Genomic DNA, 24810 nt, shown 5'->3' on the forward strand with positions numbered 1-24810 from the left:
GGTGATGCGGGGTCGCAAAACCGGGGCGCGATCCTCGAACGACGGGCAAAAAAAAGCCCGCTCTCAGGGAGCAGGCTGAATCCATATCAGGAGGAGACATGGAGGAGACAGGAACTACTATACACACGGGGTTGGTGCGACGCAATAACTTTTTAAGGGAAAACCCGATGAGGCGGCGTTCTGTCGCACCCCGCGCCAAATACCGGTCTGACCCGCTTTTGCGAGTTCCATCCGCGCGGCGGGCCAAGAGGCACGCGCAATGACAGAGCAAGAACCGGAGCGTAGTGTGTCGACATGCAAACTAGATTGGTGACCATCGAAACTGTCTTTTCGAGGACACCATGAACTCCACTGTGACAACCACCTGGACCACCGAAGCCCAACGATGGGACGCCGTCTCGCAACGCGACTCCGACGCGGACGGCGCCTTCTTCTACGGCGTCAGGACGACGCGCGTGTTTTGCCGTCCGTCGTGCGCATCACGCCAGCCGCGCCGCGAAAACGTCGATTTCTTCGTCACGGCACAGGCCGCGCGCGCGGCCGGCTATCGCGATTGCAAGCGCTGTCAGCCTGGCGGCCTGCCACGCGAACTGGAGATCGTGAAGCGCGCCTGCGCGGCACTCGACGCCGACCCGCTGCAGCGTCTCACGCTCGCGCAATTGAGCGACGCCGTGCACGTCAGCCCGTTCCATCTGCAGCGCCTTTTCAAGCGCGTGGTGGGCGTCTCGCCGCGTCAGTATCAGGCGGCGCAGCGCGGCGCGGCGTTGCGCGACGCGCTCCAGCGCGGCACCGACGTGACGCGCGCCACCGTGGACGCCGGCTTCGGCTCGCCGTCGCGCATGTATGAAACCGCGTCCACCGAGCTCGGCATGGCGCCCTCCGCGTACCGGCGCAAAGGCGCGGGCCTCACGGTCCACTACACCAGTGCGCGCACCTCGCTTGGCTTCGTGCTGGTGGCCGCGACCGCCAGGGGCATTTGCAAGATCGGTTTCGGTGACGATGCCGGCGCGCTCGTCGAAGAACTGAACGACGAGTTCGCCAATGCCGAGCGCGTGGAAGACGCGACCCGGCTAGCACCGTTCATCGCGCAGGTTGAGGCGTATCTGCACGGCACACGGCAGCGCTTCGACCTGCCGCTCGATATCGCCGCGACAGCCTTCCGGCAGCGCGTCTGGGACGCCTTGCGGCGCATTCCGTACGGCGAGACGCGCAGCTATTCGGAGATAGCGGAAGCGGTCGGCTCGCCGCGCGCGGTACGCGCCGTTGCCAGCGCCTGCGCGTCGAATCCCGTCGCGCTGGCGATTCCGTGTCATCGTGTCGTGCAAAAGGGCGGGGCGCTTGCCGGTTATCGCTGGGGACTGCCGCGCAAGGCGGCGCTGCTCGACGCGGAAGCGCAACACACGGGCGTCGACACCGGCGCCGCAGCGAAGGCCGTCGGCAGCACGGAGCACAAGGCTGCGCCGACCCTCCCTCCCACTCATCTGGATCGCGTTGCTTGAGTCAAACAGTGAGCACAACCTCGGACCTCGTCACCCTCGAACTTCCGTTCAAAGCCCCCTTCGACTGGCCGCGCATCCTGCGCTTCTTCTCGGGACGCGCCACGCCCGGCGTCGAAGCGGTGGAAGAGGGCGCGTACCGTCGGGCCATCGACTGGGACGGCGACAGCGGCACACTGACGGTTCGCCCGCATGCGCGCAAGCGCTGCATCGTGGCGACCATCGACGGTGCGGCCAACCGCCACGCCGACGCGCTCGCGGCCCCGATTGCGCGGATGTTCGATCTGCACGCGGACCCGAAGGCGATCGCCGCGCATTTCGCTGCGGATCCGTGGCTCGCGCCGCTGATCGAAGCTGCGCCGGGCTTGCGCGTGCCGGGTGCGTGGTCGGGCTTCGAACTGGTGGTGCGCGCCATCGTCGGTCAGCAGGTCAGCGTGAAGGCGGCCACCACCATCATTGGCCGGCTCGTGCAGCGCGCCGGCCAGCGCATCGAAGACTACCCCCACGAGCGCACGGCGTGGCGCTTTCCGACGCCGGCCGCGCTGGCCACGGCGGATCTGGCGCAGATCGGTATGCCCGGCAAACGCGTGGCGGCACTGCAAGGCTTCGCGCACGCCGTGGCGTCGGGCGCGGTGCCGCTCGACAGCAACGTCGCCGACGCCACCGCCCTGCGCGCCGCGTTGCTGGCATTGCCCGGCATCGGTCCGTGGACGGTCGAATACGTTGCGATGCGCGCATGGCGCGACGCCGACGCGTGGCCCGCCTGGGATCTCGTGCTGATGCAATCCATCGCAGCACGAGATCCGACGCTCACGCGGCCGACGCAGCAGCGTGCCCGCACCGAGGCGTGGCGCCCCTGGCGCGCGTACGCGGCGATGCATCTGTGGAACGAGGTGGCGGATCGCGCTGGAGCGGCGCGCGGCGGTTAGCGCGCACACGCTGGTGCGAAGCCTGGCGCGGCGACCGGCAGGCTGTTTGCAGGCACCTTGGCGGGTCTTGTTAAAAGCCCGCTTAGCACCGCTGAAGGCCGCCCGAGCGCGCCTCAAGCAGGTGTTGTGGCGAGATGTTAAAGTGCCCGCTACTGAAAATTCCGCCGGATGTTGTCGACCGCACATGGCCGCTTTCGCTTCCATACGCGGCACATGGCGGCCGACGACATCCGACACGCCTCAATGCCAAACACCACACCCTCCCGCACGACCGACCTGCTGTCGCACCGCCTCTCCTTGCTGGCTTCCGGCCCGCAGCGTGACGCGCTGACGACGGGCCTGCGCGGCATCGAACGGGAAAGCCTGCGCGTGACGCACGACGGCCGTCTGGCGATGACGCCGCATGCGCGCGCGCTCGGCTCGGCGCTCACGCATCCGTCGCTGACCACCGACTATTCGGAAGCGCTGCTGGAACTCATCACGCCCGCGGAGCACGACGTCTCCTTGACGCTCGACAAGCTCGATGAACTGCATCGTTTCGTCTACTCGGTGCTCGGCGACGAGATCCTGTGGAACAATTCGATGCCGGGCATCCTGCCCGACACCGACGACGGCATTCCGATCGCACACTACGGCTCGTCGAATATCGGCAAGCTGAAGTACGTGTACCGCGTGGGTCTCGCGCTGCGTTACGGCCGCACGATGCAAACCATTGCCGGCATCCACTACAACTATTCGCTCAACGAAGAAGTGTGGCGTCTGCTGCATGCAGACCAGCAATCCACGGCGACCGCGGTGGACTTTCAGTCCGAGCGCTACCTCGCGCTGATCCGCAATTTTCGCCGTACCAACTGGCTGCTGATGTATCTGTTCGGCGCTTCGCCGGTGCTCGATCGGCGCTTTTTGCGCGATCGCAAACACACGCTCGACACGTTCGACGCTGACACGCTGTATCGCCCGTATGCGACCAGCTTGCGCATGAGCGATCTCGGCTATTCGAACACCACCGCGCAGGCCGCCCTGCGGGCGGACTACGACACGCTGCCGGGCTATCTCGATGCACTCGCGAAAGCGGTAAGCCAGCCGTATCCGCCGTACGAGGCCATCGGCACGCAGCGCAACGGCGAATGGGTGCAAATCAACACGAACGTGCTGCAGATCGAAAACGAGTTCTATTCGACCATCCGTCCCAAGCGCATCACGTATCCTGGCGAGCGGCCGCTGCACGCGCTGGCTGCGCGCGGCGTGCAGTATGTCGAAGTGCGCTGCATGGATATCGATCCGTTCGAGCCGACCGGCATCTCGCTGGAGACGTCGCGTTTTCTCGACGCCTATCTGCTGGTATGCGCGCTGGACGACAGCCCGCTGCTGCCGCCGGACGCGTACTGCGAAGCGAACCAGAACTTCGGCCGCGTGACGATGGAAGGGCGCAAGCCCGGCCTCGAACTGACACGCGACGGCCAGCCGGTTGCAATGCTCGACTGGGCCGACGAACTGTTTGCGAAGATCGACCAGGCGGCGAGAGCGCTCGACGCCTTGCGTGGCGATGACGTCCACACTCGCGCGGTCGCGGCGCAACGAGCGAAGCTCGCAGACCCTTCGCTGACGCCGTCGGCGCGCGTGCTGCAAACCATGCGCGAGAAGCAGCAAAGTTTCCTCGCCTTCGGCCTCGAACAAAGCGAGCAGCATGCCGCGTACTTCCGCGCACGGCCGCTCGATCCGGCACAGGTAAAAGTCTTCACCGACCTCGCGGCGCAATCGCTCGCGGAACAGGCGAAACTGGAACGCGACGAGGTGGGTTCGTTCGACGCGTTTGTCGCCGCTTATCGTGCTTATACATTGAACCGCTTCAGCGTCTAGGCGCACGGCTCGCGTGCGCCGTACAGCACGTGCAATGCAGACAAGGCAGCCCCTAACGGCTGCCTTTTTTATTCCGGTAACGGCTACATCCAGGCCGGCAAAGCGGATGCGCGATCGGCAAGAAATGCAGCGCGCTTCACGTTTCAAGGTTCGTATGAAACGTCGTTCGCTTGCGCGGGTCCAACCCTTACATCAGATGGCCTTCCGCGCGTTCACGGCGCGCAACCGGCCCACACCCCGCAGGGAGGAATCGACGCGATGAAAAGAGCTCTGTTGGCAACCATGTGCGTGCTGATGGCGGCATGCTCGACGCGCGGGCAAGTCAATCCCGACATCATGCAGATCGCCACCACACCGCTCACGTGCTCGAACGCGAACGAATGCAATGCATGGTGGCAGCGCGCGCAAAGCTGGGTGACCGACCATTCCACCTACAAGGTCGAAGCCACCACGGATACCCTGATCCAGACCGCAGGCCCGGACGGCGGCAAACGCGCGCTCGCCTATCAGATCACCAGAACGCCGAATCACGACGGCACGGCGACCATCGGCTTTGCGGCGCATTGCGATAGTTCGCTGGGATGCAAGCCGAATCCCTGGGAAGCCGGCGCGGATTTCAAGCAGTTCGTGAGAAACGGGGTGGCCGGCGGCGTGCCGCCAAACGCCGGCGCGGCGGCGCAGACGCCGCCGTCTCCGTCATCCACGCAGCCGCTCGAAGCCCAGCCCGCGCAGTCGACGAGCGCGCCTGGCGACGCGCCCGTGTCGCAGTAAGTGCAAGCGCGGCGCCGCCGCTTCGTGCTGACGTGCGCCTGCCGGTGCAATGGGACTTCAGTGGCCCATTGAAGGGCCCGCGCCTTTGCGCGGCCTCGTCACCCAGACGAGCACGGCAAGCACCATAAATGCGGCGCATGAGATCCGGAAGAAGTCGTTGGTGGCCATCATGTACGCCTGCTGCGTGACGATCTGGTTCAACTGTGCCGTTACGGCTTGCCCCGCGAAGCCGAGGCTCGTCAGCGAGTCGCTGTAGGCGTTCGTGTTCGGCGCGTAGGTGCTGACCGATTCCGTCAGGATCGCGTGATGGTAGATCGTGTCGTTTTCCCAATACGTCGTACTGACCGCCGTGCCGATCGCACCCGAAAGCGTGCGGAAGAAGTTCGACAGGCCGGACGCGCTCGCGAGGCGCTCGTCAGAGACGCTGGACAGCGTGATGGTGGTCATTGGCACGAAGAAGCAGGCCACGCCGATGCCCTGCACGATACGCGGCAAGATCACATGATTGAACGGCACGTCGAGCGTGAAGGTGGAATTCCAGAACGACACGAAGGCAAACACGATGAACGCAAAGCTCGCCACCACCCGCAGATTGAGCCGGTGCATGTTGCGGCCGATCATCGGCGAGAGCACGAGCGCCAGCAAACCGACCGGCGCGGTGGCAAGACCGGCAAGGCCGGCGGTGTATCCCATCACCGTCTGCAGCCAGAGCGGGAAGATCACCACCGAACCGAAGAACGCCATAAAGCCGAACGAGATGATCAGCACGCCGAGCGCGAAGTTGCGGTCCTTGAAGAGCGACAGGTCGATCACCGGTTCCTTCTCGGTCATCTCCCAGACCAGCATGAAGGCGATCGAGATCACCGCGACGATCGCCAGCGTGACGATGAACTTCGAGTTGAACCAGTCGCGGTCCTTGCCGAGGTCGAGCATCATCTGCAGGCACGACACGCCGATCACCAGCAGCGCGAGACCGATCGCGTCAATCCGCTGTTGCGTGGTTCTGGTCTCGCGGCCGCGCAACAGCACGAACGCGCAGCTGGCGGAGAAGAGACCAATCGGCACGTTGATGTAGAAAATCCACGGCCATGTGTAGTTGTCGGTGATCCAGCCGCCCATCACCGGTCCGAAGATCGGCGCGACGATGACCGTCATCGCCCACAACCCGAGTGCGAGGCCGCGCTTGTCGGGCGGATACGAGCGCATCAGGATGGTCTGGGACAGCGGCACCATCGGACCGGACACGAGACCCTGGATCAGCCGGAACGCGATCAGCGATTCGAAGTTTTGCGCGAAGCCGCACAGCGCCGAGGCAATCGTGAAGAGCAGCACGGACAGCGTGAAAAGACGCACTTCGCCGACCCGGCGCGCCAGCCAGCCGGTCAGCGGCACGGCGATCGCCGAAGCGACCGAATACGACGAAATCACCCAGGTGCCCTGGCTGGTCGCCACGCCGAGGCTGCCGGAAATGGTCGGCACCGCGACATTCGCGATCGACGTGTCGAGCACTTCCATGAACGTGCCGAGTGCGAGGCCGACCGTCAACAAAGCCAACGTCCCGCCTGCCAACGGGGCGGGTTCACCGACGGGTGCGGCAACTGCAGAAGCCGTAGCGGCCATGTTCCAATCTCCTCAACCGGCAGAAACTTGACGTGTCATGAATATGACATGGTCAAATGATGCGTCATGCATGCAACGTCACCTTCTGCCCAGACAGATAATTGTCTAAGCATGGACGCTTGAATAGCGCGTTGGGGTTACAGCTCGTCGTCCTCCGATGACGCAAGGTCTTCTGCCAACCGGTCTGCTTGCGCCGCCGCCGATGCGTTAGCCCCGCACGGATCGTCACCGCTGCCGGAGCCGTTCGAAATTACACGACCCAGCAATGCGATCAGCGTGTCGACGTCTGCAGCGCTGAAGCCCTGCAACTGTTCGTTCAGCACCGCGGCTGCCAGCCCCGGCAACTGCTGGGAAACCTCGCGCCCATGGGCCGTCAGTTCGAGTTTGACGATGCGGCGGTCCACCTCGCTGCGGGCACGGGCGATGAAGCCTTTCTTTTCAAGACGATCCAGCATACGGGTCATCGAACCGCTGTCATACGACATGGCGCGCGACAGCTCATACGGCGTATTCGCACGACCGCAGGACAGCATCAGAATCACGCCGATCTGCTGCGCGGTCAGACCCAGCGGCTTGACCGCGCGGTCCGTCCGTTCGACCAGCACGTTACGCGCTTTGGTCAGGTAATAACCCAGACTCGATTCGAGATGAGTCTGATCGGCATTGTAGGGACCGTCGGTCATCGAAATTCGCTCTGAAACGTCGGAAAAGCAGTGGGATTTTAGCTGCCTAAGCAGACAAGTCAACCGAACCGGCTAGGGGTCATCCCTGATCAAAAAACAACACAGCGGTCAGATTTGACGCAAAGTATCTTGAAATATAATTGCATAGTCAATATTATTCTAGGCAACGAGTTACGCGCGATCCGCGCCACCCGAGACCATGTTCTGACCGTTTTGCGGCGCACCTCACCTTTAACGGTGCGCAGAGGATTCCTCCATGCTGTACCTGAAAAATACCCTTGGCGGCCTGGGCCGCTCGCTTCACGATTCCGCACTCAGCTCCTTTCAGGGGCCGTATCGCTGGTGGAAACTGGCGGCGTACATCGTGATGTTCGTGTTGCCGGGGGGATCGCTCGGGGTCTTGTTCTTTGCGTGGGTGGATCATCGGCGTAATGGCCGCGCCGCAGCGCCCGCTCAGGCCGCACCTGCAATGCTGGTAAGCAGCGCGACGGCGCCGAAGGGCACCACAATCGCTCCGGCCGCGGCGGTGCCGGCAACGCTCGGCGTGGCCACCGTCTGCCAGCCTCGCGGCGACGCCCCGGCGTGCCGTGCCGCAGCGGGAAAACAGGCGCGCCAGACCACGGCTGATTCGCGCTGCTAAGCTTCGGTGAGCGTTTCTGCAAGAGACGCCTGCCGCCACGCGGCGGCCTCGGCCGTAACGGCGCGTAATCGACGGCACCGCGTCGGTAACACAACCGCCACATCCTCCGCATTACCCTTTCGTTTTTTGCGTGCCAGCCGCGGCGCGTACGCTACCATTCCGGGACCGTCGCGACGTCCCGTCTCGCGTTGTCCTATGCCACGCAAGCTGATCCCTCGAATCTCGCGTCGGCCGAATCGACAGGAATCCATTGCATGCCGTTTGACCGAATCTCGCGCGCGCGAGCCGATGCACCGCGCGCCCAGACACTCGCGGTTGCCGCGGCCGTCGCCCTGATGCTGGCGGGCTGCGCAGTCGGCCCTGACTATAAGACGCCCAGCGCGGACGTCCCCGCCGCGTACAAAGAGGCGGCGCCGGGCTGGAAGCTGGCCCAGCCGGCCGACCAGCACGACCGCGGCGCATGGTGGACCATCTATGACGATCCGCAGCTCAACGCGCTCGAAGACCGGCTGAACGCATCCAACCAGACCATCGCGCAATCGGCCGCGGCGTATCGCCAGGCGCGCGCGTTGGTCGGCGAAGCGCGCGCCGCGTACTTTCCCGTGATCAGCGGTTCGGCAGGCCTGACCCGCTCGGGACGCGGCTTTAGCAGCAGCACTTCCACGTCGTCGCGCAACGGCATCAACAACGCCTACAGCGTTGCACTCGACGCGAGTTGGGAGCCGGATCTGTGGGGCAAGATCAGCCGCACCGTGAGCGCGCAGGAAGCCAGCCAGCAGGGCGCTGCGGCGACGCTTGCCAACGCGCGGCTCTCGGCGCAAGGCACGCTCGCTCAGACGTATTTCTCGTTGCGTTCGCTCGACGCCATGCAGAAGCTGCTCGACGACACCGTGCTTGCGTATCAAAAGTCCCTGCAACTCACGCAGAACCAGTACGCCCAAGGCGTCGCCGCACGCTCCGATGTGATTCAGGCGCAAGCGCAATTGCAATCGGCGCAGGCTGCCGCCATCGACAACGGCATCGCCCGCGCCCAGGATGAGCACGCGATTGCCGTGCTGGTCGGCGAACCGGCCTCCACCTTCTCGATTCCGCCGGCGCCGCTCACCGCAACGCCGCCGCCCGTGCCGGCGCAGATGCCCTCGGCGCTGCTCGAACGCCGTCCCGATATCGCCGCCGCCGAGCGCGCCGCCAAGGCCGCCAATGAGCAGATCGGCGTCGCCATCGCGGCGTACTTCCCGACGCTGACGCTATCGGCCAGCGGCGGCTACCAGAGTTCGGTGCTGTCGCAATTGCTGACCGTGCCGTCGCGCTTCTGGACGCTCGGCCCCCAACTGGCCGGCACGATCTTCGACGGCGGCCTGCGTGCCGCCCAGACTAACGCTGCCCGCGCCACCTACGATCAGGACGTGGCGGTCTATCGGCAGACGGTGCTCGCCGCGTTCCAGGATGTCGAGGACAGCCTGGCATCGCTGCGCATCCTCGAACAGGAAATCGTCGTTCAGCAGCAGGCCGTCGAGTCGGCGCGCCAGGCGCTGGATATCGTCACGAACCAGTACAAGTCGGGCACGGTTGCCTACCTGAGCGTGCTGACCGCGCAAACCACCGCGTTCACGGCGGAACAGAAGCTCGAAAGCCTGGCGGGACAACGCATGGTGTCGTCGGCGGGTCTGGTGAAGGCGCTGGGCGGCGGCTGGGATGTATCGCAGATGGCCCGGGAAACGGGTACGGTTGCCGCGCCGGCTGCGGCTGCGGCTGCGGCTTCAGGCATCGCGCTGCCGGGCGCGGCGGGTGCCGTGCAAAACGGGGCAGTGGTCCAGCAATAACGCTGACCGACTGCCGCGCTCAAATCGTCAGTGGATGAACGTCAGCGCCACGGTATCCGGTCCGCTCGGACGCCCAAGCAGATTCAGCAGTCCCGCGAGGTTCTCACGCGCTTCGGGCGCTGCCGTCGCGGTGCCGTTGAATGAGGTCGAACCCGCGCTCATCATGCCGTGACCGCTTAGTATCAGCGGCCCTTTGAGTGTCGACAGATCGATGGTCGACGAACTGCCCTCCGCCTGAAACAGCACCCGGTACGAACCAAGCGGCTTCACCAGCGAAACCCGCGAACTCGCATCGTTCAGCGTGACGGAGAGCTGCCCGAAGGCCTCGTTGCCGAAGCTGCGCCAGTCGCTCCATGCGAGGCGCACATCGCCTTGCAGATCGAGCGTATTGAACGGCGCGCCCAGACCGGTGAGCAACGACGCGGGGACTGCCAGCGCGCCTTGCGACAGGATCGCGCCGCGCCGCGTGGCATCGACCGTGATTGGGGTTGGCATTGCGTCGCTTTGCAGCATGCTCATGTGCACCCGGCCCGTGAACAGCGGCCAGAACGATGTGTGCCATTCAAGCTGCCCCGGCAGCAGCGTCGCGGCGCCGGTATCCGCGCCGGCGGCAAGCATCAGCGTGGCCGAGCCGTGCCAGAGCGAGCCGGACGGATCGACGAGATTGACGTGCCCGCCCGTGGCTCTGGTGAACTGCGGCGTAATCCACGCAGCGGGCAACAGCACCAGCAAAACGGCACCGCTCGATAACACCGCGACGACGAGCCACGGTAGCGCAGCGCGCAGGCGCCGCATCCAGAAATTCATGCGAGATCCTGTGGCTGCGCCTTCATTTGGCAGTCGACGGTTGCAACGATGCCGTCACGTCGACCTGGCCGTCTTCCTTGAGCGCCGAGATGTGCGCTTCGGAGACCTGCACCTTGAACTGCCGCCGTACGTCGTCGACCCACGCGGTCCACGCGGGAAACGACGCGTTCTTCAGCTGGATCTGCACGGCGTTGCCGAGCAGTTGCACCTGCAGCGCGGACAAACCATGATCCGTGAGCGAAGCGGTCAACGCGTCCTTGAGCGCGCCGCCCGTGGGCGCGACACCCTGCGCCGCCGGTGCCAGACGACGCGCCTCTTCGGCTTGCGCGGTCATCTGCGCGAGCTGGCGCTGCATGGCCGGCAAGCTCTCCCGCAAGTGCGCGCGCCCGTCCTGCGCCGGCGCCCACAGCACTGACCAGGCCACCACCAGACCGACGGCCGCACCGCCCCAGATCAGCAGGGTTTTCTCGCGCTCGTTGCGCGCATCCCAGAATCCGGCCCACGCTTGAGCAAGTTCAGCTTTCATTGTGCGCTCCTGATGGTCCATTTGCCGGTGTTGCTGTCGATCGCGCCGCTCAGGCCGTTGGCCGCCAGACGCCCCGTGAAACTGGAGTCGACCTTGATTTCCGGTTTGAAGGTCACGTCGAGGCGGTGGTCGTGATAATCGAGCGCGGCGAGGCCGTTGACCGGCAGCGGTCCGAGCGAACGCGCGAGCCCCGCGGCGAGCGTCAGGAAATCGTCCGGCGACAGTTCGCCCGCCGCGACCCGCAGTTGCTGCATCTGCCGCGTCATCTGACCGGGCGCGTCGAGCACGACCGTCGTTTTCGGGAACGTGTTGAGCAGCGTCTCGGTCATCTGCGCGCTGATCGCATCGCGTTGGCGCGAGAGCATCAGCCATTGCACATTCGCACCGATAATCGCGACCAGAATGGCGCCCACCGCCAGCAGCACCGGCAGGCGCAGACGCCGCAACATGCCGCGGTCGAGGCGCCAGGGCTGCACGGCGAACTCGAACTGGCACAGATCGAAGCGGCATTCGAGCGCGCGCCGGGCGAGCTTCTCGAACGGCAACGGCTGGGCGCCCCCCACCTGCGTGGCAAGCCGCGCTTGAGCGGTCGCGCCGCCCATGCCCGGCTCGCCGCCCGGCACGTCCGTCAGCAAGTACAGCGTGCGCGGCGCCGTGCCGGCGAGCGCATCGAGCGTCGCATTGACCTGCGAGGCGGACACCGCGAGTCCTTCGCCTTGCAGACCGCGCGCAATGGCAAGTTCGACGCGGGTAATCGTGCTGACGGGCTCCGCCGCGGACCCGAGAAGCAGGGCCGGCGCAGTCGGCACCACGGCGCCCAGCACGGCGGCGACGACCGGCACGGGCGGCTCGGTCAGCGCGCCGGCCGCGCCTCTGGCGGATGTGGCGGACGAAGCCGCTGAACCGGACGCAGAGGAGGCGGCTAACGCGACGCTCGCTTCCAGTTCTTCCGGTTGCGCCGGCACAGCGACTGAGGGCGGCAGGCAGCGCGTTACCGGCACGGCGCGGATGCCACGATGACCGGCGGCGGTGAAGGCTTCCACGATGAAGCGGAACCAGCCGCGGTCGATGATCGCCAGCAGATGGCGGCCGCCACCGAGCGGCTGCGGATCGAGCGCGATGTGACAGGTTTGCGGATCCTGGATCAGTTGATCCTCGACCACATTCGGCAATGCCTGGCGCAGGCGCGGGCCTTTCAATGGCGGCAGGGTGGCCGGCATCATCAGCAGGTCGCGCGCGGCCACCATCAGCACGGTTGACGAGGCGCGCGGCAGTAGCGCGAGCGTGGCGCGGCCGGCGCGCTGCGTGCGGCCCGACTTGTCGAGCAGCAGGAACGGCAACTCCGGCAGTAGCCATTCCTGCGATGGCACCACCGGGTCACGCGGCGGCAATAAGACGATCAGCGTGCTCAAAGGCCACTCTCTCCGGAAAAAGCGTTGTTCATAGTTGATCTTGTACGCGCACGATGCGGGTGGTGTGTGTCAGCGCATCGCGATAGACGAGGGTCGTGCGGTCCACTTCCGCGCGTTCGTGCTGTACGCGGCCGTGGATGAAAAAGTAACTGGAGTTGACGTCGAACAGGCTGGGATCGATGGCCAGCTGGGTCACGCCGACACCTTGCAGTGCTAACTGTACGTCACCAACGTTATGAAAGAACACCGTTTGACGGCTCGCGACGAACGATTGCGCATTCGACAGGCTCATGCCCGGCACGACGGCGGCAATCACTTCGGCCGGCGCCGTGTTCATGTTGACTGCCGTGTTGGTCGGCAGCACGGTCACGAAGGGGCGCAGGCGCTCGACCATGTCGGGCGTGAAGCCGGGTACGTCGAGCAGCGAATCGACGCTGGTCATTTGCAGGGGCGCGACGGCGGGATTGTCGTCATCGTCGCTGATGCCGGGTTTATCCGTGAAGTTGCTGCTGCCGACCGCGCCGCCGCCTTGCATCCCGGCGCCCACGCCGGCGGTTGTGCCTGCGGTTGAGGGGCTGCCGGTGGTCAAGGTTTGCTGCTGGAAGCGGGTGGCCGACTGGCTGAGGCCATTACGGACCTGCACGGCGGTGTTTTGTGCCAGCTGGCTGTTGAGGCTGAGCAGGGCGAGCAGGCGCTGGAATGCCTGGATCTGCTCCACGTTCAGTTGCAGCAAGCCGGGGGCCGGGCTCGAGACGAGATTGCGGAGATTGAATTTGGCTTGTGCGTCGTCGATGGAGCCCGAGAGATAGGTCGCAGCGCCTTCTTCGGCTCGTACCTCGCCTATCTGGCCCAGGAAGTCCGACAAGCGGGTTTTGGCGATGGGGACGCCCCAAACCCCGCCTAGATAGGTGATGCCTGCTGATGTGTCTCCTTCAGAGCGGAGGATCAGTCTTGTCCAGTCTAATGCGCCTCGCGCGATCCATTGGGCTTGGGAGAGCAGGCGCTGGTTTTCGATCCTTCGGATCTGGACTTGCTGGCGCCAGAGGATGCCTGATACCAGGATTGCTGATAGGGCTACGACTAGTAAGGCGCTGATTATGGCTACGCCGGATTGATGATTGGTTTTGGTTTTGGTTTTGCCTACGGCGTTGCCCTTTTGCTGTGTGCCTGCGGCGTTGGCCTTTCCTTGCATTCTTATCGGTCTATTAGCTTCGCCCCTGTGCGGGGCGGCACTCACTTTCTTTGCCGCCGCAAAGAAAGTAAGCAAAGAAAGCGGGCTCACACCGCCAGCCAGGTAGGTGTCCCCCGCGCCGCCCACGCGGCCTTGGTCCGAAACGAGACCGTCCCCCGCAAACTTCCCGTTCGTGACAAAGCACTCATTCATCCCGCTCGTGCGCTGCGCGCACAGCGGTCGGGTCCATCCGCCGCGCAGGCGCGCGGCGCGCGCGAGACTCACCGCGGCATGCAGAAGGTGTTGTGCCCGACGGCGGGGCGCGAAGCGCACGCTGGAACGCATGACGGCCTTGTCACTAACGTGGGCGACGCGAGAGACGATCTTGTCTCGGACCAATGCCGCGTGAGCGGCGAGGGAGACACCTACTGGCTGACGGTTGGAAGCCCGCTTTCTTTGCTTACTTTCTTTGCGGCGGCAAAGAAAGTAAGTGCCGCCCCGCACAGGGGCGAAGCCAATAGACCGAAAGCAAAACAAGGAAAGGCCAACGCCGCAGGCAAACAACCAGACAGCGAAGCTAATAGACCAAAAGCAAAACAAGGAAAGGCCAACGCCGTAGGCATACAGCACACGGGCGAAGCCAATAGACCGAAAGTAAAGCAAGGAAAGCCCAACGCCGTAGGCATATAGCCAAAAGGCGCCGCCAGCAGACCAACCCCATCCAGCATGCGCAGCATAAAACGAACAAAACCGGAGCGATAAAAATTCAACCACCATGAATCACTCTCCGACGAGAAAAACCCGCGTAACAGGCCGCGCCAGCGAAGTCGCCCCAACCACAACTTCAAGCCCGGTAACCGACCGCGGCAACGGCGCGTTCCCAAGCTGCGGGACCTTCAGATTATTGTCATTCTCGGTAATCGCCCCCTGCACATCCTTCATCTGGATGGTCCACCCCACCTTCGGCACATAAAGCCTCGCAGCGATCGACCCCACCCCACCCATCAAAGGCACCTCGCTCCAGTCATCCCCCTCGCCGCCGCGCAGCGCCCGCCGCAACTCCCCGACATTGGCGAGCGGCGGCGAAGCAAACCGGACCACGCGTCCCGACGACACCCGATAACGCACCACCTCCAGCCGTGGCGCCGTCCCCGGTGTATCCATCTCACGCACGATCTGCAGCACATTCCCCTGCACCGAGACCGCCGCCTGACCCGCTTCGTCATCCGTCGCGGCCTGTCGCGCGTCAATCCGCATCTGGTCGAACAACTGCGCAAACACCCGCTCGTCTTCCATCGCGTTCGAAATGGTCTGCCGCCCGCGGATGATCTGGTCCAGCCCGCGCCACGACAACACCGCAATCACCGCCAGAATCGCAATCGCGACCAGCAGCTCAATCAGCGTAAAACCGCGCGACGAACGGCGGCCGCGGCGCTCAGAGCGAACGGTTAGTTTCATTCGCCACCACCGTCACCATCTGGGCAAGATTGCCGGCGCGGCCCGGTGTCGTCACCGACACTTCCACGCGACGAAACACCGGATTCGGCGTCGCCGTCACGCGTTCCGTGCAAAGCAGCTGCAAATTCCCCTGCGAACAATCGAAACTGTTCGAACCCACCTCCGGCCAGCTATGCGCCAACTTCAATTGCGCCAGCGTGTTATCCGCACTCCAGCCGGCCAGCAGCCGTTGATGCAATTCCAGCTCGCTGCTCGCAAGACTCCCCACCGCCCGCAGCGACGCCGCCAGTGCCACCGCAATGATCGCCAGCGCCACCAGCACTTCGATCATCGTAAAACCGCGCTGCCGCGTGTGACCGCCATGCACCCCACGCGCCGCATACTTGCCACCCTTCCGGTGAGCCATCTCAGCGCACCTCATAGCGGCCATTGCCGGTGCCGACAATCGTCGCCTGACCCGACGAGGAATACAGCGTGACCTGCACCGGCACATCAATGCTCTCCGTGCCGAACACGATCCGCGACGGATGCGTGTCCGAACCCGGATAGCCGATCGCCACGCTCGTCACGCCACCTTCCCAGCGGCGCGGTCCGAGCAGATCGTCACGCAGCGGACGCCAGCCGTCGTCGGTATGCATGTCGAAACGAAAGCCGCCGTCGTACGGCTGCCATGCAATTGGCCGCGCCCGTACCTGCGCTTCGTCACCGGCCGATTCGAATAACAGTGCAAGACGTTGTGCCTCTTCGTTGAGATCCGTGCGCGGATTGCGCGTCATCGCCAGCGAGGCGAGCGACACCAGCAGCCCCGCTATCACCAGCACCACCAGCATTTCCAGCAATGTAAAACCCGCCTCGCGCGTCGCGTCGCCTCGCTTCACGCGCGGCTTCATGGCCGCACGCGAAGCACCCACACGGGACAGACGATCGGACAGGCTCATGGCGCTGGCGTGAATCGATTGGCTAGCAGCGTCAGGTCAATCCCACGAGCCAACGTCGGCATCGTTGCCTTCGCCGCCCGGTTTGCCGTCGGCGCCGTAACTGAACACGTCGATCTCGCCGTGCACACCCGGGTTCAGATACTGATATGCATTGCCCCACGGATCGTTCGGCAGACGTTCGAGGTAGCCGCCGTCCTTCCAGTTGGTGGGCACCGGATCCGTGGTCGGCTTTTCGACCAGTGCATGCAGGCCCTGGTCCTGACTCGGATAACGGCCATTGTCGAGACGGTACAGCTTGAGCGCCTGCATGATCGTGCCGATGTCCTGCTTCGCCGCAACGCGGCGCGCCTCATCGGGACGGCTCATGATCTTCGGTACAATCAGCGCGGCCAGGATGCCGAGAATCGCAATCACCACCATGATTTCGATCAGCGTGAAACCGCGTTGGCGACGGTTGCGCAGACCCGCGATGTCAGTACGGCGAGTGGTCCACATTTGCATAGCTTGCTACCTCTTTTCAGGAAGATTTTGAACCGGCGGGCGTCACGCACGCTGTGATCAGTGCGCGATTAAACACGCCCGGCCGGTCATTTTAATGTCACGCAGTTGAAGGGCTTCAACCCAACGCAAATTTCACAATAGTCCGTACAATGATGCGCATGAACGCCATTCAAATCCGCCTTCTGTCGCTCGCACTGTTCGCCGTGTTCTGCGCGACGCTCACTTACTGGATCGTCACGCTCACCGCGTTGCGTGGCGGACCGTTGCCCGCTGCCGCCGTGCATGCGCCGGTCTCGATCGACCAGGCGGCTACGCTGTTCGGCGGCCAGCTCCAGCGCAACGCCAACCAGGACGTGCGCCTGTTCGGCATCCTCGCGCTGCGCGAAGGCGCCGCGGCCATCGTCAGCACCGGCGGAGAACCGCCTCACGCCGTGTCGCTCGGCAGCAGCATCATGCAAGGCACCAGGCTCTATGAAGTGCGTCCCCGGTCCATCATCATCGACCGCAACGGCGCCCACTCCGAAATATTCCTGCCCGCTACGCCCGCCGGTCCGACCATTTACGTGCGGTAACCTGCGTGAGGCGTCCGTGAGGCGCCGAGGCGCCAGATCCAGCGCCTCGGCATGTTCAGTTTCTCACTGCACCAGGTTGTTCAATTCGATGATCGGCAGCATCACCGCCAGCACGATCACCAGCACCACGCCCCCCATCGCCAGAATCAGCAACGGCTCAAGCAGGCTCGTCAGGAACATTGTGCGCCGTTCGAGTTCGTTCGCTTCGCCTTCAGCGGCGCGGTCGAGCATCGTCGTCACGTCGCCGGTCGCCTCGCCCGAACGGATCAGGTGCACCAGCACCGGCGGAAACGTCTTCGTATTGCCCAACGCGCGCGATAGCGACGTGCCTTCGCGCACCCGCACGATTGCATCGTCGATGTTGTCGCGCATCGCACGATTGCTGAGCGTTTCGCTTGCCGCCTGCAGCGCGCGCAGAATCGGCACGCCCGCCGCCGTTAGAATGCCGAGCGTGCTGGCAAAGCGCACCGTGTTGTAGCCGCGCACGAGCTTGCCGAGCAGCGGGGCGGTCAGCAGCCAGCGATCGAACGCGAGTCGTGGGCCGGGCTGCGCCAGAATCGATCGCACCACATAGGCGACCGCCGCGACGGCGATCAGCATCGCCCACCACCATTTCCGCACGAAGCCGGAGAGCGCCATCATCATGATGGTAAGAACCGGCAACTGCTGCTTGGTGCTCGCGAACACATTCACGACTTGCGGCACGACGTAGCTCAGCAGGAACGTCACGATGCCAAACGCGATGATCGTCACGATGGTCGGATACGTGAAGGCCAGCACGATCTTCTGCTTCAGCGCGTTGCGCTGTTCGATGTAGTCAGCGAGGCGCGACAGCACCAGCCCGAGCTTGCCGGTGTGTTCGCCCGCCGCGACCAGCGCGCGGTAGATCTCGGGAAAGTCACGCGGGTGCTGCTGCAGCGCATTCGCGAGCGAATGGCCGCCCAGCACTTCCGCGCGAATCGACGCCATCAGTTCGCGGATGTAGTCGCGCTCCGATTGTTCGGTCAGCACGGAGAGCGCTTCGTCGAGCGGCAAACCGGCGATCAGCAGGCTCGCGAGCTGGCGCGTGAGAATGGCCTGCTCGCGTTGCGACAGACGTCGACCCAGCGAGAGCCGTTGATTGCGCTCACCGCGCGTGCGCGTCGAAGCCGGCTCGACGATCAGCGGCGTCAGGCCCTGGCCGCGCAGATGCGTGCGTGCGCCGCGTGCGCTGTCCGCGTCGAGCACGCCCTTTTGCGCCTTGCCAGCCGCATCGATCGCTTCGAAACGGAATGCTGGCATGCGCTTACACTCCGCCCGTCACGCGGATCACTTCCTCGAGCGACGTGGTGCCATTCGCGAGCCAACGCTCCGAGTCTTCACGCAGCGTACGCATGCCTTGAGCACGACCGGCGGCGAGAATCTCGGCATCGGCGGCATTGCGGTGCACCAGCGTGCGAATCGTATCGTCGATCAGCAGCAGCTCATAGACGCCGCGCCGTCCCGCATAACCTGAGTGGCCGCATTTCTCGCAGCCCACCGGATGCCATTGCACATGGCCGTGCTCGTCGGTGCGCTGTTCGCGGCACACCGGACACAGCCGGCGCACGAGACGCTGCGCCAGCACGCCGAGCAACGACGACGCCAGCAGATACGGCTCGACGCCCATATCCGTCAGACGCGTGACGGCCGACGCCGCGTCGTTGGTGTGCAGCGTGGCGAGCACCAGGTGACCGGTGAGCGAGGCCTGCACGGCGATCTGAGCGGTTTCGAGGTCGCGGATTTCGCCGATCATGATGATGTCCGGGTCTTGCCGCAGAATCGAGCGCAGCGCCCGCGCAAAGGTCATACCGATGCGTTCGTTCACCTGCGTCTGACCGATACCCGACAGGTCGTATTCGATCGGATCCTCGACGGTCATGATGTTGGCCGTGGCGGTTTCGAGCCGCGACATCGACGCATACAGCGTGGTCGTCTTGCCCGAACCGGTCGGCCCCGTTACCAGCACGATGCCGTGCGGACGTCCGATCAGCTTGTCGAATTTGACGAGCGTATCGGGGCCCATGCCCAGCGCTTCGAGATTCAGACGCGACGCGTCCTTTTCCAGAAGACGCAGCACCGCGCGTTCGCCGTGCCCGGTCGGCAACGTGGAGACCCGCACGTCGACCGGCCGGCCGCCCACCCGCAGCGTGATGCGGCCATCTTGCGGCAGACGTTTTTCGGCGATGTCGAGTTGCGCCATGATCTTGATGCGCGAGATCAGCGCGCCATGCAGTGCCTTCTTCGGCCGCACGACGTCGCGCAGCGTGCCGTCGACGCGAAACCGCACCACCGACGCATTCTCGAACGGCTCGATGTGGATATCCGAAGCCTGTTCGCGCGCAGCCTGGGTGAGCAGGGCGTTGATCATACGGATGATCGGCGCATCGTCTTCGGACTCCAGCAGGTCCTCGACTTCCGGAATCTCCTGCATCAGTCGCGACAGATCGACTTCGCCTTCCACTTCGCCCACCACCTGCGCCGCGCTGCCATCGTGGCGCGCGTAAGCCTGGTTGATGGCAAGCGCCAGTTCGTCCGCCGGCAAACGTACCACCGTCAGCGCGCCGAAGTTGCGCGCCACTTCGGCCAGTGCGGCGTCGCTGGTGCGCTCGCTGATCCAGACTTCGAGACTGTCGGCGTGCTGATGCGCGACCAGAATCTGCCCGCTGCGAGCAAAGCCGTAGGGTACGAGCCGTGCCGCAACCGCCGACGACGGCGCGCGCTCGGCATGCTCCGTCACGACCGCAGGCGGAATCTGCCCGGCTTGCGCGGTGGCACGCGCCGCTGCCGACGACGCTGAAGCTGACGGCGGCGTAGACGGCGTGCTCACGGCTGCGCTCCTGGCGTCGCCGTGGCCGGCGCCGTCGGTACAGGGTTGCTCTGAACCGCGCCGTTCGTGACCGGCGCCGCCGTGGGAGCAGGAGCGGGCGCGGCTTGCGGCGGGGTTTGCTGCTGACGGCGCATCTTGTCGAGATCGAACAGGTTCATGGCCGCCGAGCCGCCCTGGCTCGGACCGATCGGCATTGGCGGAACCACCGGATCGTCGTTGTCCTTCATCACGTTGTTGTCCGACTTGTACGCACCCTGCACGCCCTGAATGTAGTCGTAGCGGTTCGCCGTCACGGCCTGCGCGGTCGCGCGATCGTTGATGATCACGGGGCGCAGGAACACCATCAGGTTAGTCTTGTTGCGGGTCTTCTGTTCCGAGCGGAACAACTGCCCGATCCACGGGATGTCGCCCAGCAGCGGCACCTTGCTGTTGCTGACCTGGTAGTTGTCCTGCATCAGGCCGCCCAGCACGATGATCTCGCCGTTATCGGCGAGCACCGTCGACTGGATCGAACGCTTGGTGAACTCCGGGCCAGCCGGATTGGTCGTGGCGTTGGTCGTGCCGTTCACGATCGCCGAGTCTTCCGTGTAGAGCTGCAGCTTGAGAATCCCGCCGTCGGTGATCTGCGGCTTGATGTGCAGCGTCAGACCGACGTCGACGCGATCGAAAGTATTGAACGCGGCGCTCGTGGTACCGCTCGTCAGGTTCGAATACGAACCCGTCTGGATCGGCACGTTGGTACCGACCACGATCTTGGCTTCCTCGTTGTCGAGCGTGATGAGGTTAGGTGTCGACAGCACATTCGCGTCAGAAGTCTGCGACAGCGCCTGCAGCAACGCACCGAGCCCCTGCACACCGAACACGTTGTGAATCCAGCCGACATTGAGCCCTTGCTGGAGACCCTGGTTCGCGATCCCCGCAGCGAGACCTCCGGTGGCCCCGGTGGCGCCGGCTGCCGCGGCCGCCACCGTCAGATTGACGATGCTGTTGCCGGTGCCGGCCGCCAGATTGGTGCCGGCCAGCAGCGAATTGTTCGCGATCTGCCACTGGATGCCGAGATTGCCGTCCGTGTTCGAGTTCAGCTCGACGATCAGCGCCTCGATATAAACCTGCGCGCGCCGCGAGTCGAGCTGGTCGATCACCGCCCGCAGGTTGCGGTACACCGGCTCGGCTGCCGTGATGATCAGCGAGTTGGTGGCCGAGTCCGCCTGGATCATGCCACCCGGCTGGTTGTCGTCCTTGTTCTTGTCGCCGCCGAGCAATTCGCTGGAGCCGGAATTGCCGCTCGAGCCGTATGCTCCGCCGCTGCCGCCAAGCGGCGACGAAGTCGAACCGCTGCCGAGGCCGCCCGACGGCAGCGGCGGCGTGCCCGAGGCACCGGTCGAATTGCTGCCTAGCCCGCCGCCACCGCCTGCGCTGCCGTTCTGGTTGAACGAATTGGCGTCGTTCGAGCCGGACGACGAGCCCGACTCGCCGCCCTTGCCGAGCATCCCGCGCAGGGTCTTCGCGAGCGTCACCGCGTCCGCGTTGCGCAGCGGCACGACGTGGATGTTGCCGGGCATGCTGGTCGGCGCGTCCAGTTGCTGGGCAAGCTGAACCGCCGAAGCGAGGCGCGCGCCATTCGACGCGCGCAGCAGCAGCGAGTTGGTGCGCGGATCGGCGGTGACCGAGACCTTGAGCGTGGCGTCGGTGGCGCCGATCGCACCCGGGTCGAGCATCTTGGCCAGCTGCGGCGCGATGTCGAGTGCATTCGCATTGCGCAACGGCACCACGCGAACCTGGGTGCCGGCCGCCGTGTCGATGCCGGCAATGATCTGCGCAATCCGGCGCACGTTGTCGGCGTAGTCCGTCACGACAATCGTATTGTTGGACGGATAGGCGGCCACCGTATTGTTCGGCGAGATCAGCGGACGCAGCACCGGCAGCACGTTGTTGGCCGATTCGTTCTTCAGCTGGAAGACCTGGGTGATCACCTGGTCGCCGCGCGCCACCGGCGCATTGCCGATATAGGTGGGCACGCCCTGCAGCTTCGCGTCGGCCTCGGGCACCACCTTCAGCACGCCATGATCCTGCACCAGCGCAAAGCCCTGCATCCGCAAGGCGGACTGCAAGGTCTTGAGCGCCTGGTCTTCGGGCACCGGGTTCTCGGAAACGAGATTCAGCTGACCCTTCACGCGCGGGTCGACGATGATCGTTTTGCCGGTTGCTGCGCCAATCGCTCGCGCCACCTGATCAATGTCGGCGTTGACGAAATTGAGTGTCACCTGGGCTTGTGCAATCTGCGCGGTGATCAGTCCAGCCACCAGCAGCGCCGTTGCGACGCGACGCAATGCCATACGATTTCTTCTCATGGAGTGTGATGTCGATGCCAATTGCCGAAGCAATCGACTGTCAAGCGCAGCGGACATAAGTGCACGCGGGCAGTTCCCTCGGTCGGCCAGCATCCCCACGGACGCCAGCAATCCCGTCTGCCTTCCAAGCTATGTCCAAAAAAAATGAACAGTAACAGTTTTTCATGTCGGATTTGTCACAAAACAACAGCTCCGGTGCGATTACTCTAATCACCGCTGCAGATTGTTAATGTTTTGAAAGCTTTCGGAGAAATCGGGTACGAAGTGCAGACGCTAGGGCCGCAATCTTTCGCGCTTATGTCGGTTAGCCAACTTTGCCGCTTTACTACCTGCCGGTATGATACGAGCGGTTACTTCCACTGGACGCGCACGGCCTACGCGGGTTTTCCCCGATGTCCGGCACACGCTCGGTGTTGGCGGGCTTCCAGCCTTTTTCCGGCGCATTCTTGCCGGGCCGAATTGCCTTACCGGATCTTTCACGTGCCATTTGCTTAGTCGTCTTGACCGATGAAACCGACCCAGCTCACGACTGTCGCCGCCGTACTCGCCGCGCTGCTTGCCGCGCAGCCTGCACACGCCGACTGTTTCGATGAGGCTGCCAAGTATCAGAAGGTGAATCCGCTGATTCTGCGCGCCATCGCCTGGCAGGAGTCGCACAACCGGCCGGACGCGCTTCACAAGAATGCCAACGGTTCGACCGACTACGGCCTGATGCAGATCAATTCGGTCCATCTGCCCACCCTCGCACAATACGGTATCTCGAGCGGCACCCTGATGGAGCCGTGCAAGAACGTCTACATTGCCGCGTGGCATCTGCGCCAGCAGATGAACAAATACGGCAACACCTGGCGGGCGGTCGGTGCGTATCATTCTGAAACGCCTGCGCTGCGCGACCAGTATGCGCAGCAAATCGTGGCGATCCTGCAAAAGTGGAAGCTGCTGCAGGCTTCACGCTGACCGATACGTCCCCAGCGGTTCCTGAGCGGCCCTCCGCGCGGCCCACGCCCGTTTGATGCACAATGCGGCTTCGTGCTGCCGCTGCCTGAGCTTTCCGGCTCCTCGCCCGGCACGCCTCCTAATCCTCTCCGTTTCCGTACTGCAATGAACCAGCCGCCACTGCCCGTCACCGTGCTCTCCGGTTTTCTGGGCGCCGGCAAGACCACGCTCCTGAACCACATTCTCGCCAACCGTGCGGGGCTGCGCGTCGCCGTGATCGTCAACGATCTGGCCGCCGTCAATATCGACGCCACCCTGGTGCGCGATGCCGCGGCGCTCTCGCATGTCGAGGAACAGCTCGTCGAGATGTCGAACGGCTGCATTTGCTGCACGCTGCGTGACGACCTGTTGACCGAAATCCGCCGTCTTGCCGCCGAGCAGCGTTTCGACGCGATCCTGATCGAATCGACCGGTATTGCCGAACCGATGCCGATCGCCGAGACCTTCACCTTCGTCGATGACGACGGCGTGTCGCTCTCCGACGTGGCCCGCCTCGACACCATGGTGACCGTGGTCGACGCGTTCAATTTCCTGCGCGACTACGGCTCGGCCGACGCGCTCGCCGAACGCGGCATCGCCGCGAGTGAAGAAGACGACCGCACGCTGGTTGAACTGCTGATCGAACAGATCGAGTTTTGCGACGTGCTGGTCGTCAACAAGAGCGATCTCGTCAGCGCCGAAGAACTCACGCGTTTGCAGCGCATTCTTGCGCGCATCAATCCGCGCGCGGTGCAAGTCGTGAGCCGCTTTGGCGTCGTCCCGCTCGATGAAGTGCTCGACACGAACCGCTTCGACTTCGACGAGGCATCGAGCGCGCCGGGCTGGCTCACCTCGCTGCATCACGAACACGATCACAGCGGCGAAGCCGACGAGTTCGGCATCGGCAATTTCATCTATCGGGCGCGCCGGCCGTTTCATCCGGAGCGTCTGTGGGCGCTGCTGCATCAGGAATGGCAAGGCGTGCTGCGCAGCAAAGGCTTCTTCTGGCTGGCCACGCGCAACGACATTGCCGGCTCGCTTTCGCAAGCGGGCGGTGCCTGTCGCCACGGTCCGGCGGGCATGTGGTGGGCTGCGCAAGATCGCAGCGAATGGCCCGCGGGCGATGACGAACTGTCAGCGGAAATCGCGGCGGACTGGTATGGCGACGCCGACGATTTCAGCATCGGCGATCGGCGTCAGGAACTGGTGATGATCGGTGTCGGTATCGATCCCGACGCATGGCGCGCGAAGTTCGATGCGTGTCTGCTGAACGACGACGAATTCGCACTGGGGCCGCACGCCTGGGAGCATCTCAAGGACCCCTTCCCGGTATGGGATTTCGACGCTGAAGACGATCACGATCATGACCACGATCACGGCGAAGGTGAAATCATCCATCGCCATCACTGAAGTGAAAAATCTCCAGGCG

Annotated in this window: 22 protein-coding genes; 9 read left to right on the top strand and 13 right to left on the bottom strand. The window is 64.3% G+C overall.

Annotation, left to right across the window (positions count from 1 at the left end; translation table 11 throughout):
- Positions 1-341: 341 nt before the first annotated feature.
- The 4 genes from ada to VGH41_RS00595 all read left to right on the top strand — a co-directional run bounded on the left by ada (position 342) and on the right by VGH41_RS00595 (position 5056).
- Positions 342-1499, top strand: a complete 1158-nt coding sequence (ada, locus tag VGH41_RS00580; protein WP_331595359.1) for a bifunctional DNA-binding transcriptional regulator/O6-methylguanine-DNA methyltransferase Ada — start codon at positions 342-344, stop codon at positions 1497-1499.
- 8 nt (positions 1500-1507) lie between these two features.
- Positions 1508-2425 (top strand): DNA-3-methyladenine glycosylase family protein, encoded by a 918-nt coding sequence (locus VGH41_RS00585; RefSeq protein WP_331595360.1) that lies wholly within the window; start codon positions 1508-1510, stop codon positions 2423-2425.
- A gap of 243 nt (positions 2426-2668) precedes the next feature.
- Positions 2669-4285: a glutamate--cysteine ligase gene (gene gshA / locus VGH41_RS00590; protein ID WP_331595361.1), complete on the top strand. Its 1617-nt coding sequence runs from the start codon at positions 2669-2671 to the stop codon at positions 4283-4285.
- A 258-nt stretch (positions 4286-4543) separates the two neighbouring features.
- Positions 4544-5056, top strand: a complete 513-nt coding sequence (locus tag VGH41_RS00595; RefSeq protein ID WP_331595362.1) for a hypothetical protein — start codon at positions 4544-4546, stop codon at positions 5054-5056.
- A 57-nt stretch (positions 5057-5113) separates the two neighbouring features.
- Here the strand turns inward: VGH41_RS00595 and VGH41_RS00600 are convergent, their stop codons facing one another.
- Both VGH41_RS00600 and VGH41_RS00605 read right to left on the bottom strand, forming a co-directional pair.
- Positions 5114-6676, bottom strand: a complete 1563-nt coding sequence (locus tag VGH41_RS00600; protein ID WP_331595363.1) for a DHA2 family efflux MFS transporter permease subunit — start codon at positions 6674-6676, stop codon at positions 5114-5116.
- A 137-nt stretch (positions 6677-6813) separates the two neighbouring features.
- Entirely contained in the window at positions 6814-7359 is a 546-nt protein-coding gene (locus VGH41_RS00605; protein ID WP_331595364.1) for a MarR family transcriptional regulator, read from the bottom strand.
- 256 nt (positions 7360-7615) lie between these two features.
- Here VGH41_RS00605 and VGH41_RS00610 point away from each other — a divergent pair, with 256 nt between their 5' ends.
- Complete coding sequence (locus tag VGH41_RS00610) at positions 7616-7999, top strand: hypothetical protein (protein WP_331595365.1); 384 nt, start codon at positions 7616-7618, stop codon at positions 7997-7999.
- 254 nt (positions 8000-8253) lie between these two features.
- Positions 8254-9822, top strand: a complete 1569-nt coding sequence (locus VGH41_RS00615; RefSeq protein WP_331595366.1) for an efflux transporter outer membrane subunit — start codon at positions 8254-8256, stop codon at positions 9820-9822.
- 27 nt (positions 9823-9849) lie between these two features.
- Here VGH41_RS00615 and VGH41_RS00620 read toward each other — a convergent pair whose 3' ends face one another.
- The 8 genes from VGH41_RS00620 to gspG all read right to left on the bottom strand — a co-directional run bounded on the left by VGH41_RS00620 (position 9850) and on the right by gspG (position 16635).
- The gene (locus VGH41_RS00620) at positions 9850-10629 is read right to left on the bottom strand and encodes a type II secretion system protein N (RefSeq protein WP_331595367.1); all 780 of its coding nucleotides are present in this window, start codon (positions 10627-10629) and stop codon (positions 9850-9852) included.
- Positions 10630-10651: 22 nt separating this feature from the next.
- On the bottom strand, positions 10652-11155 hold the full coding sequence (locus VGH41_RS00625) for a type II secretion system protein M (protein WP_331595368.1): 504 nt from the start codon (positions 11153-11155) through the stop codon (positions 10652-10654).
- Complete coding sequence (gene gspL, locus VGH41_RS00630) at positions 11152-12567, bottom strand: type II secretion system protein GspL (protein ID WP_331595369.1); 1416 nt, start codon at positions 12565-12567, stop codon at positions 11152-11154. The genes VGH41_RS00625 and gspL overlap by 4 nt, the downstream gene beginning before the upstream one ends.
- 28 nt (positions 12568-12595) lie before the next feature.
- A complete protein-coding gene (gspK, locus tag VGH41_RS00635; RefSeq protein WP_414696556.1) occupies positions 12596-13759 on the bottom strand; it encodes a type II secretion system minor pseudopilin GspK in 1164 nt (387 codons plus the stop codon).
- Positions 13760-14518: 759 nt separating this feature from the next.
- A complete protein-coding gene (locus tag VGH41_RS00640; protein ID WP_331595370.1) occupies positions 14519-15196 on the bottom strand; it encodes a PulJ/GspJ family protein in 678 nt (225 codons plus the stop codon).
- Entirely contained in the window at positions 15174-15602 is a 429-nt protein-coding gene (gene gspI / locus VGH41_RS00645) for a type II secretion system minor pseudopilin GspI (protein WP_331595371.1), read from the bottom strand. Before gspI ends, VGH41_RS00640 begins: the two co-directional genes overlap by 23 nt.
- A 1-nt stretch (position 15603) precedes the next feature.
- Positions 15604-16086 carry a GspH/FimT family pseudopilin gene (locus VGH41_RS00650; RefSeq protein WP_331595393.1) on the bottom strand — a complete coding sequence of 161 codons (483 nt, stop codon included), beginning with the start codon at positions 16084-16086 and terminating at the stop codon, positions 15604-15606.
- 84 nt (positions 16087-16170) lie between these two features.
- Complete coding sequence (gene gspG, locus VGH41_RS00655; protein WP_331595372.1) at positions 16171-16635, bottom strand: type II secretion system major pseudopilin GspG; 465 nt, start codon at positions 16633-16635, stop codon at positions 16171-16173.
- A gap of 158 nt (positions 16636-16793) precedes the next feature.
- Between gspG and VGH41_RS00660 the strand changes: the two genes are divergently transcribed.
- The gene (locus tag VGH41_RS00660; protein ID WP_331595373.1) at positions 16794-17207 is read left to right on the top strand and encodes a type II secretion system protein N; all 414 of its coding nucleotides are present in this window, start codon (positions 16794-16796) and stop codon (positions 17205-17207) included.
- A gap of 63 nt (positions 17208-17270) precedes the next feature.
- On the opposite strand, the gene gspF is transcribed toward VGH41_RS00660, so the two are convergent.
- The 3 genes from gspF to gspD are packed head-to-tail and all read right to left on the bottom strand — an operon-like array spanning position 17271 to position 22391.
- Positions 17271-18488 (bottom strand): type II secretion system inner membrane protein GspF, encoded by a 1218-nt coding sequence (gene gspF, locus VGH41_RS00665; RefSeq protein WP_331595374.1) that lies wholly within the window; start codon positions 18486-18488, stop codon positions 17271-17273.
- Between the two features lie 4 nt (positions 18489-18492).
- On the bottom strand, positions 18493-20055 hold the full coding sequence (gspE, locus tag VGH41_RS00670; protein WP_331595375.1) for a type II secretion system ATPase GspE: 1563 nt from the start codon (positions 20053-20055) through the stop codon (positions 18493-18495).
- Entirely contained in the window at positions 20052-22391 is a 2340-nt protein-coding gene (gspD, locus tag VGH41_RS00675; RefSeq protein WP_331595376.1) for a type II secretion system secretin GspD, read from the bottom strand. The genes gspE and gspD overlap by 4 nt, the downstream gene beginning before the upstream one ends.
- 522 nt (positions 22392-22913) lie before the next feature.
- On the opposite strand from gspD, the gene VGH41_RS00680 reads away from it, so the two are divergent.
- Positions 22914-23363, top strand: a complete 450-nt coding sequence (locus VGH41_RS00680) for a lytic transglycosylase domain-containing protein (RefSeq protein WP_331595377.1) — start codon at positions 22914-22916, stop codon at positions 23361-23363.
- Positions 23364-23507: 144 nt separating this feature from the next.
- On the top strand, positions 23508-24791 hold the full coding sequence (gene zigA / locus VGH41_RS00685) for a zinc metallochaperone GTPase ZigA (RefSeq protein ID WP_331595378.1): 1284 nt from the start codon (positions 23508-23510) through the stop codon (positions 24789-24791).
- The last annotated feature ends 19 nt before the right edge of the window (positions 24792-24810 follow it).

It is taken from the genome of Paraburkholderia sp. (assembly GCF_036488795.1).
Classification (GTDB): domain Bacteria; phylum Pseudomonadota; class Gammaproteobacteria; order Burkholderiales; family Burkholderiaceae; genus Paraburkholderia.

Coding starts and splice junctions, on each gene's coding strand:
- gspD (WP_331595376.1), bottom strand. CDS start 22,391: ATGGCATTGCGTCGCGTCGCAACGGCGCTGCTGGTGGCTGGACTGATC.
- VGH41_RS00600 (WP_331595363.1), bottom strand. CDS start 6,676: ATGGCCGCTACGGCTTCTGCAGTTGCCGCACCCGTCGGTGAACCCGCC.
- VGH41_RS00605 (WP_331595364.1), bottom strand. CDS start 7,359: ATGACCGACGGTCCCTACAATGCCGATCAGACTCATCTCGAATCGAGT.
- VGH41_RS00610 (WP_331595365.1), top strand. CDS start 7,616: ATGCTGTACCTGAAAAATACCCTTGGCGGCCTGGGCCGCTCGCTTCAC.
- VGH41_RS00615 (WP_331595366.1), top strand. CDS start 8,254: ATGCCGTTTGACCGAATCTCGCGCGCGCGAGCCGATGCACCGCGCGCC.
- VGH41_RS00640 (WP_331595370.1), bottom strand. CDS start 15,196: ATGAAACTAACCGTTCGCTCTGAGCGCCGCGGCCGCCGTTCGTCGCGC.
- VGH41_RS00660 (WP_331595373.1), top strand. CDS start 16,794: ATGAACGCCATTCAAATCCGCCTTCTGTCGCTCGCACTGTTCGCCGTG.
- gspG (WP_331595372.1), bottom strand. CDS start 16,635: ATGCAAATGTGGACCACTCGCCGTACTGACATCGCGGGTCTGCGCAAC.
- VGH41_RS00625 (WP_331595368.1), bottom strand. CDS start 11,155: ATGAAAGCTGAACTTGCTCAAGCGTGGGCCGGATTCTGGGATGCGCGC.
- VGH41_RS00595 (WP_331595362.1), top strand. CDS start 4,544: ATGAAAAGAGCTCTGTTGGCAACCATGTGCGTGCTGATGGCGGCATGC.
- gspK (WP_414696556.1), bottom strand. CDS start 13,759: ATGCAAGGAAAGGCCAACGCCGCAGGCACACAGCAAAAGGGCAACGCC.
- VGH41_RS00650 (WP_331595393.1), bottom strand. CDS start 16,086: ATGAAGCCGCGCGTGAAGCGAGGCGACGCGACGCGCGAGGCGGGTTTT.
- gspI (WP_331595371.1), bottom strand. CDS start 15,602: ATGGCTCACCGGAAGGGTGGCAAGTATGCGGCGCGTGGGGTGCATGGC.
- gspF (WP_331595374.1), bottom strand. CDS start 18,488: ATGCCAGCATTCCGTTTCGAAGCGATCGATGCGGCTGGCAAGGCGCAA.
- zigA (WP_331595378.1), top strand. CDS start 23,508: ATGAACCAGCCGCCACTGCCCGTCACCGTGCTCTCCGGTTTTCTGGGC.
- ada (WP_331595359.1), top strand. CDS start 342: ATGAACTCCACTGTGACAACCACCTGGACCACCGAAGCCCAACGATGG.
- VGH41_RS00620 (WP_331595367.1), bottom strand. CDS start 10,629: ATGAATTTCTGGATGCGGCGCCTGCGCGCTGCGCTACCGTGGCTCGTC.
- VGH41_RS00680 (WP_331595377.1), top strand. CDS start 22,914: ATGAAACCGACCCAGCTCACGACTGTCGCCGCCGTACTCGCCGCGCTG.
- gshA (WP_331595361.1), top strand. CDS start 2,669: ATGCCAAACACCACACCCTCCCGCACGACCGACCTGCTGTCGCACCGC.